The 6,553-nt window shown below is 40.8% G+C and carries 4 protein-coding genes; 3 read left to right on the top strand and 1 reads right to left on the bottom strand.

Annotated elements, in window-relative coordinates; translation table 11 throughout:
• From ACQR30_RS09510 to ACQR30_RS09520, 3 genes are all read left to right on the top strand, one after another.
• On the top strand, positions 1-1,217 hold a 1,217-nt coding region (locus ACQR30_RS09510), incomplete at its 5' end, for an alpha-L-rhamnosidase C-terminal domain-containing protein (RefSeq protein WP_429734400.1).
• Between the two features lie 421 nt (positions 1,218-1,638).
• Positions 1,639-2,805 carry an acyl-CoA dehydrogenase family protein gene (locus tag ACQR30_RS09515; RefSeq protein ID WP_429734402.1) on the top strand — a complete coding sequence of 389 codons (1,167 nt, stop codon included), beginning with the start codon at positions 1,639-1,641 and terminating at the stop codon, positions 2,803-2,805.
• A gap of 62 nt (positions 2,806-2,867) precedes the next feature.
• Positions 2,868-4,985 carry a 3-hydroxyacyl-CoA dehydrogenase NAD-binding domain-containing protein gene (locus tag ACQR30_RS09520; protein ID WP_429734404.1) on the top strand — a complete coding sequence of 706 codons (2,118 nt, stop codon included), beginning with the start codon at positions 2,868-2,870 and terminating at the stop codon, positions 4,983-4,985.
• A gap of 92 nt (positions 4,986-5,077) precedes the next feature.
• On the opposite strand, the gene ACQR30_RS09525 is transcribed toward ACQR30_RS09520, so the two are convergent.
• Positions 5,078-6,553: bifunctional 2-methylcitrate dehydratase/aconitate hydratase (locus ACQR30_RS09525; protein ID WP_429734406.1), on the bottom strand; the 1,476-nt coding region annotated here is incomplete at its 5' end.

Here is a 6,553-nt window from a genome sequence, read left to right on the forward strand (position 1 = left end):
ATAAATGGATGAAAGACGTAGCCGAAGATCAATTTAAGGATGGTCGGATTCCACATGTTGTCCCCAATGTTTTAGGGCCAGATCAAGGAGGTTCTGCCGGATGGGCAGATGTAGCCACAATTATTCCTTGGAACATGTATGTAGCTTATGGCGATAAGAAGATTCTGGAAGCCCAATATCCAAGCATGAAAGCTTGGGTCGACTATATTAAGCGTGTCAGCAAAGATAACTTATGGAATACAGGCTTTGATTTTGGAGACTGGCTGTTTTACCGTCCTGATGACGATAACGACGGCCGCGCCGCGGTTACAGATAAGTATCTGATTGCCCAATGTTTCTACGCACATTCCACCCAGTTATTAATTAATGCGGCCAAAGTGCTAGGTAGAACCGAAGATGTACAATTTTATTCAGCTCTTTTAAAGGAAATCAAATCAGCGTTTGTAAGAGAATACATGACACCCACTGGCAGACTTGTTTCTGGCACGCAAACAGCGTATGTACTTGCTCTTAATTTTGACATGCTACCGGAGGATCTGCGAACGCAAGCAGCAGACCGATTGGTGGAGAATATTCATAGCTATGGTGATCATATTACAACAGGCTTCTTAGGTACTCCCTATATTTCTGAGGTGCTCACCAGATTCGGACATGCGGATGTCGCCTATAAATTACTACTACAAAAAACTTATCCCTCTTGGCTTTATCCGGTAACCCAGGGCGCAACAACAATTTGGGAACGTTGGGACGGCCAGAAACCGGACGGCAGCTTCGAAAACCCAGCTATGAATTCCTTTAATCACTATGCCTATGGGGCGATCGGTGACTGGATGTATCGGGAAATGGTCGGTCTGGATACCTATGAAGATGAAACGGGTGTGGGTTATAAGCATATAAAGATTCAACCGCATATTGGTGGGAATATACATAGTGCCCAGGCGAGTCTGTTAACTTATTACGGGAAAGTCGCTTGCGGTTGGTCCCTAAACGGTCCCACCCTTTCCATGAAAGTACAAATCCCGGTTAATACAGAGGCTACTATATTTATTCCTACAGCAGATATAGCCAGCGTACTTTGCAATGGAAAGCCCTTAAATGACCTCCGGGGTCTGAAGACTGTCGGAGAAAAAAATGGTTATCTACAAATTAAAACTGGCTCCGGGAATTATGATTTCTCGGCTGCATTTACGGCAAACGCTACAAAAACTGAGGATTAAAAGATCCAATTAATAATTAAACGGCGCAGTTATACACTTCATGAACATAATATCATGAGAACTAAAGCCAGTCCATCTCAAAAGCCGACCATCATACTAAAAATGGTCGGCTTTTGATTTAATGGTCATTAAAATGAATTAGAAAGGACGACAAAATAATTCCGTGAGAGAGAATGTCCATTACCATGGCTTCTGCCCTTTAACTACCCTAGTATATTTATCTAGCATATTCATTTATACAAATGTTTTCAGTTGATCTTTTCACTATTAGGAATGCCTACGTCTTTGCAAGCATTTTAAAACATTTTTAAACAGACTTTCTAAAAAAATCAAATTTCAACCGAAACCAATGTTCTTTCATTTATTTATTTACTTTTGACTAATGATTGTTAGTAATGATAAATAAATATACAAAAAGGAAATGATACATGCTACTTTACTGTCACCCGAACACGAGACTTTTCGGACAACCTTGCGTGCTTTTATACAAAAAGAGATACTCCCCTATGTTGATCAGTGGGAAAAACAACAGCAGATTGATCGCAGCATTTGGAAAAAGATGGGAGAAATGGGTTACTTGGGACTCATTTATCCCGACGCCTACGGCGGACTGGATCTGGACTTCTATTATTCCATGATTTTCTGTGAAGAGTTATCCTATTGCTTTTCAGGGGGCTTCACCATTTCTGCATTGGTCATTCAATTTATGTCTGCCCCCTATCTGCACAAGTTTGCTTCAGAAGCGTTAAAACAACGTTACCTAAAATCCGTGATTGCTGGAGATATGGTGAGTGCCATAGCCATAACAGAACCTGGTGCTGGATCGGATGTACAGAACATTCGGACAACTGCCGTACAGCAAGGAGAACATTATCTTATTAATGGTTCAAAAACTTTTATTACCAACGGCGTTTATGGTGATTTTTTCATCACTGCCGTCAAAACAAATCCGGACAAGCGTAGTAAAGGCATAAGTCTTATTCTTATCGATAGACATGCAGCTGGTGTGCGTGCTCATAAAATCGAGAAAATGGGTTGGCACGCTTCTGATACTGCAGAGCTGACATTTGATAACGTCAAAGTCCCCCTCTCCAACCTAATTGGAGAAGAAGGCGCCGGTTTTAGCTATTTAATGGATGGCTTACAATTGGAACGCCTCACTGCAGCCATTAACAGTATAGCTACTTCCGAATCAGCTTTACAATATACGATGGAGTATATCAACGTTAGAGAAGCTTTTGGAAAAAAATTACATGATTTCCAGGTCATACGTCACCGTATCGCACAAATGGTTGCCGACATCAAAACCACCAAGGCATTTGTCAACCATTGCTGCGATCTGCAAAACAGCGGCCAGTATGCTGTTGAGGAATGTTCAATAGCCAAGTTACAGGCCAACGAATTGGCCATTAGTATCGTCCATCAATGCCTACAGCTATTCGGTGGCTATGGGTTTACAGAAGATTATAAAATTGCAAGACTATACAGAGATGTTCGAGCCGGAACGATCATTGGCGGAACTTCTGAAATTATGCTTGAAATTATCGCCAAGATGGTAATTGACAATGTGAGCTATAACAAAAAATAAAAAACACAAATGCAGGCAGCCGCTCAAAATCATTATCCTACGCCATTCAATTGACCAATTTAATGAAAAAAATATATCCTCCAGACGCACCATTATTTAATATTACGCAGGACAGCTACAACATAGTCACCATCCGTACCAGCACAACAATAGATCTAAGTAAATTGGACTTGTTAGGTATATTGGAAAATTTTGTCTCCCTACTAACCACGGTATTACAAGAACAAACGGCTATAGCTGGCGTTATTTATTATTGTCCTGTCGCTTGTTCGAAGGATTTTTACCAAGAATTATTTGAGGCGGCCAAACAGCAGTCGTTTGAGTCCAGAATACTCAAAATTCTTGCCCTTTCTACTATTATAAATACGGCAAACAAACCGGTAATAGCTGTCATAGACAGCCCATATAATAGTTTCCAATTAGCACCCATGTTTTGGGCATCTCATATTATCGCAACAGAAAATGTACAGATTGACCTGCCCGATTGCAGACTGGGTATATTTCCGGGATTCGGCGTAACGGTATATGTTTCCAGTCGAATGGACATTTCACACGCGGCCACATTACTTGTACGAAGTAACCCGCTCACGGCAAAGGAAGCAAATGCCGCCGGGTTGTTAAATCAGATCGCTGTAGATTCAAAAGATGCCCATTTTAAAGCGACTCAATGGATTTTGACAAATCCGTCAATTGACAAACAGACTAAAACCAAACTCCTTGATGAAAATAATTTTGAAGCCCAGATAGCCCCGGTCAGAAAAAAAATAAATCCGCTGTTCCCAGGGATAAATACCTGTATTACCCTGATTGCAGAAAGCAGAAAATTACCACTTGAGAAAGCCTTAGTTTTAGAAGCGAAATGTTATGCCATGGTACTGAGCAGTAAGGAGGCTTTGGGTATTATGCGAACGACGAATTATGGCATTCCAAAAGCAAAGAATTTGGAACGGATTTCGGGTTTACCTGCTTTTAATTTCCATAAAATCAGTGTATTGGGTGCAGGTATGATGGGGTCCGGTATCGCCTATGAAATCGCAAGAGCCGGAATAATTGTTTGTTTGAAAGATACGGATATCCCATTCGCTATTAAAGGTAAAAAGTACACGGAGAGATGTTGTGACAAACTAATACAAATAGGAAAAATGAAAGAGGGCAAAAAAGAAGAAATGCTTTCACTTATCCATCCCACAGACAATACACAGGACCTGGCTGATTCGGACTTTATCATTGAAGCCGTATTTGAAGATAAAAAACTAAAGGAAAATGTCATCGCCCAAAGTGCACCTTTTCTCAAAAGTAACGGATTCTTTGCTTCCAATACAACTTCTTTACCTATTACGGAATTAGCAAGCTATGTTACCAAGTCAGAAAATTTTATAGGGATGCATTTTTTTTCGCCTGTAGACAGAATGCCGCTTGTAGAGATTATCCGGGGTAAGCAAACAAGTGACGAAACACTCAACAAAGCCATTCAGTTAGCATTGAAACTACAGAAAACGCCGATCGTTGTGCACGATAGTCCGGCATTTTTTACTTCCCGCATCTTTTTCAATTATTTACTGGAAGCCATTACCATGTTGTTAGAAGGGATTCCTGCAGCAAATATTGAAGAAGAAGCGGTAAAAGCAGGGTTTGCGGTAAGTCCGTTAGCCGTACTAGACGAAATCTCTATTCCGTTGATGTTGCATGTTTACGACCAGTTACCAGCACTATCTTCGAGCCAAAAACGTTGTTATAATTATTTGAGCAAACTCGTGCAAACCGGCCGCAGTGGACGCAAATCCGCAAAAGGTTTTTATGACTATGTTGGCGCAGCAAAGCAAATCTGGCAAGATGAAACTTTAACGCATTCTTCTTATTCAGTAGATAGCCTGATGATTCAAAGAAGATTATTGCACGTAATGGCACTCGACAGTTATCGCTGCCTGATTGAAGGCGTGCTGGACCAACCCATAGATGGTGATATTGGCTCTATACTGGGTGTAGGATATGCAGCGCATACAGGCGGTGTGTTTGCCTATATGGACGAAATAGGTATACCACAATTTGTAAAAGATTGCGAGTCATTCAGCAGTTTCGGCGAACAATGGGAGATTCCCTCTTCTCTGCGAAAATTAGCAAAACAAAGCTATAGTTTTTACAACGGCTTTACATCCAACTGGCCATTGGAAAATAAATAACGGCTTACCTTTCAGCCTTTTTCTTTTTATAGTTTGACTTCAAATATTTTGAGTAGGCGGTAGTTCCGATTTACACTTATTAACGGCCAACACTAGGATTTCATCATTAAATCAACGATATGATTGACATCCATTTTTACGAAGTCATCGTAGTTCAACGTTGCATCCAGTATTTGTCTTTGCTGTTTCTGCGAAAAAATGCGTCCTAAGTTTTTCTTGTATTTCTCGATCAATCTGGGTATGCCTTCTTCGCGACGTCTTGGATGGCCAATAGGATACTCCACGATAACTTCTGCGAGGATAGTGCCATCTTTGAAGCGAACTGTCAACGCGTTGGAGATCGCACGTTTTTCGGGATCATGGTAGTCTTTTGTAAATTGCGGATCTTCTACACAATACATCTTATCTCTTAAAGAGTCAATCCGTAGATCACATGCAATATTATCCTCATAATCTTCGGCTGTTAATCGTCCAAACAACAAGGGTATAGCAATCATATATTGGATACAGTGATCTCTATCCGCCGGATTATGCAATGGTCCTTTCTTATCAATAATCCGAATAGCAGCTTCATGTGTTCTAATGATTATTTCCTCAATATCATCCGTTGTCTTCCCTAATTTTTTTAGTTGTTGATGCAATGTCATGGCGGCTTCTGCAGCCGTTTGCGCATGAAATTCCGCTGGGAAAGATATTTTAAAAAGTATATTTTCCATCACATAAGTGCCATAGGAACGTTGAAATTTAAAAGATCGTCCTTTAAAAGAAACATCATAAAATCCCCAGACGGGTGCCGACAATACGGAAGGATAACCCATTTCACCAGTTTTAGCAATTAAAGCCAGACGAACTGCACGTGAAGTCGCATCGCCTGCTGCCCAGGATTTACGGCTTCCTGTATTAGGCGCATGTCGATAAGTCCGCAGCGCCTGACCATCTACGAATGCCAGGGAAATTCCATTAATTAATTCTTCTCTGGTTAATCCAAGCAGCTTTCCGACAACAGCAGTTGAAGCAACTTTCACCAATAAAACATGATCCAAGCCTACTTTATTGAAAGAATTTTCCAAAGCCAGGACTCCCTGAATCTCATGAGCCATAATCATGGCTTCCAATATGATTTTGGCTTTTAGTGGCTGCTCACCATTTGCCATTTTAGTCCGGCTTAGCCAATCTGCAGTAGCCAATATACCACCCAAATTGTCAGAAGGGTGCCCCCACTCTGCTGCCAACCAGGTGTCGTTGAAATCAAGCCAGCGAATAATCGTTCCGATATTAAAAGCAGCTTGGATAGGATCTAACTGATAATTCGTACCAGGAACTTTTGCACCATTAGGAACAATGGTTCCAGGAACAATCGGCCCTAACAACTTGACACATGCCGGATAGGTCAATGCTTCAAATCCGCAACCTAAAGTATCTAAAAAACAGTAAAATGCCGTTTGGAGCGCCTTCTCGCTATTCATTTTATAATTCAACACATAATCTGCGATATCATTCAATACCTGATCAGCAGGAGGTCTTTCATTAGAAATTATAGAAGTCATAAATATATTTAAATAATAATC

It is taken from the genome of Arachidicoccus sp. (assembly GCF_050436765.1).
Taxonomy (GTDB): domain Bacteria; phylum Bacteroidota; class Bacteroidia; order Chitinophagales; family Chitinophagaceae; genus Arachidicoccus.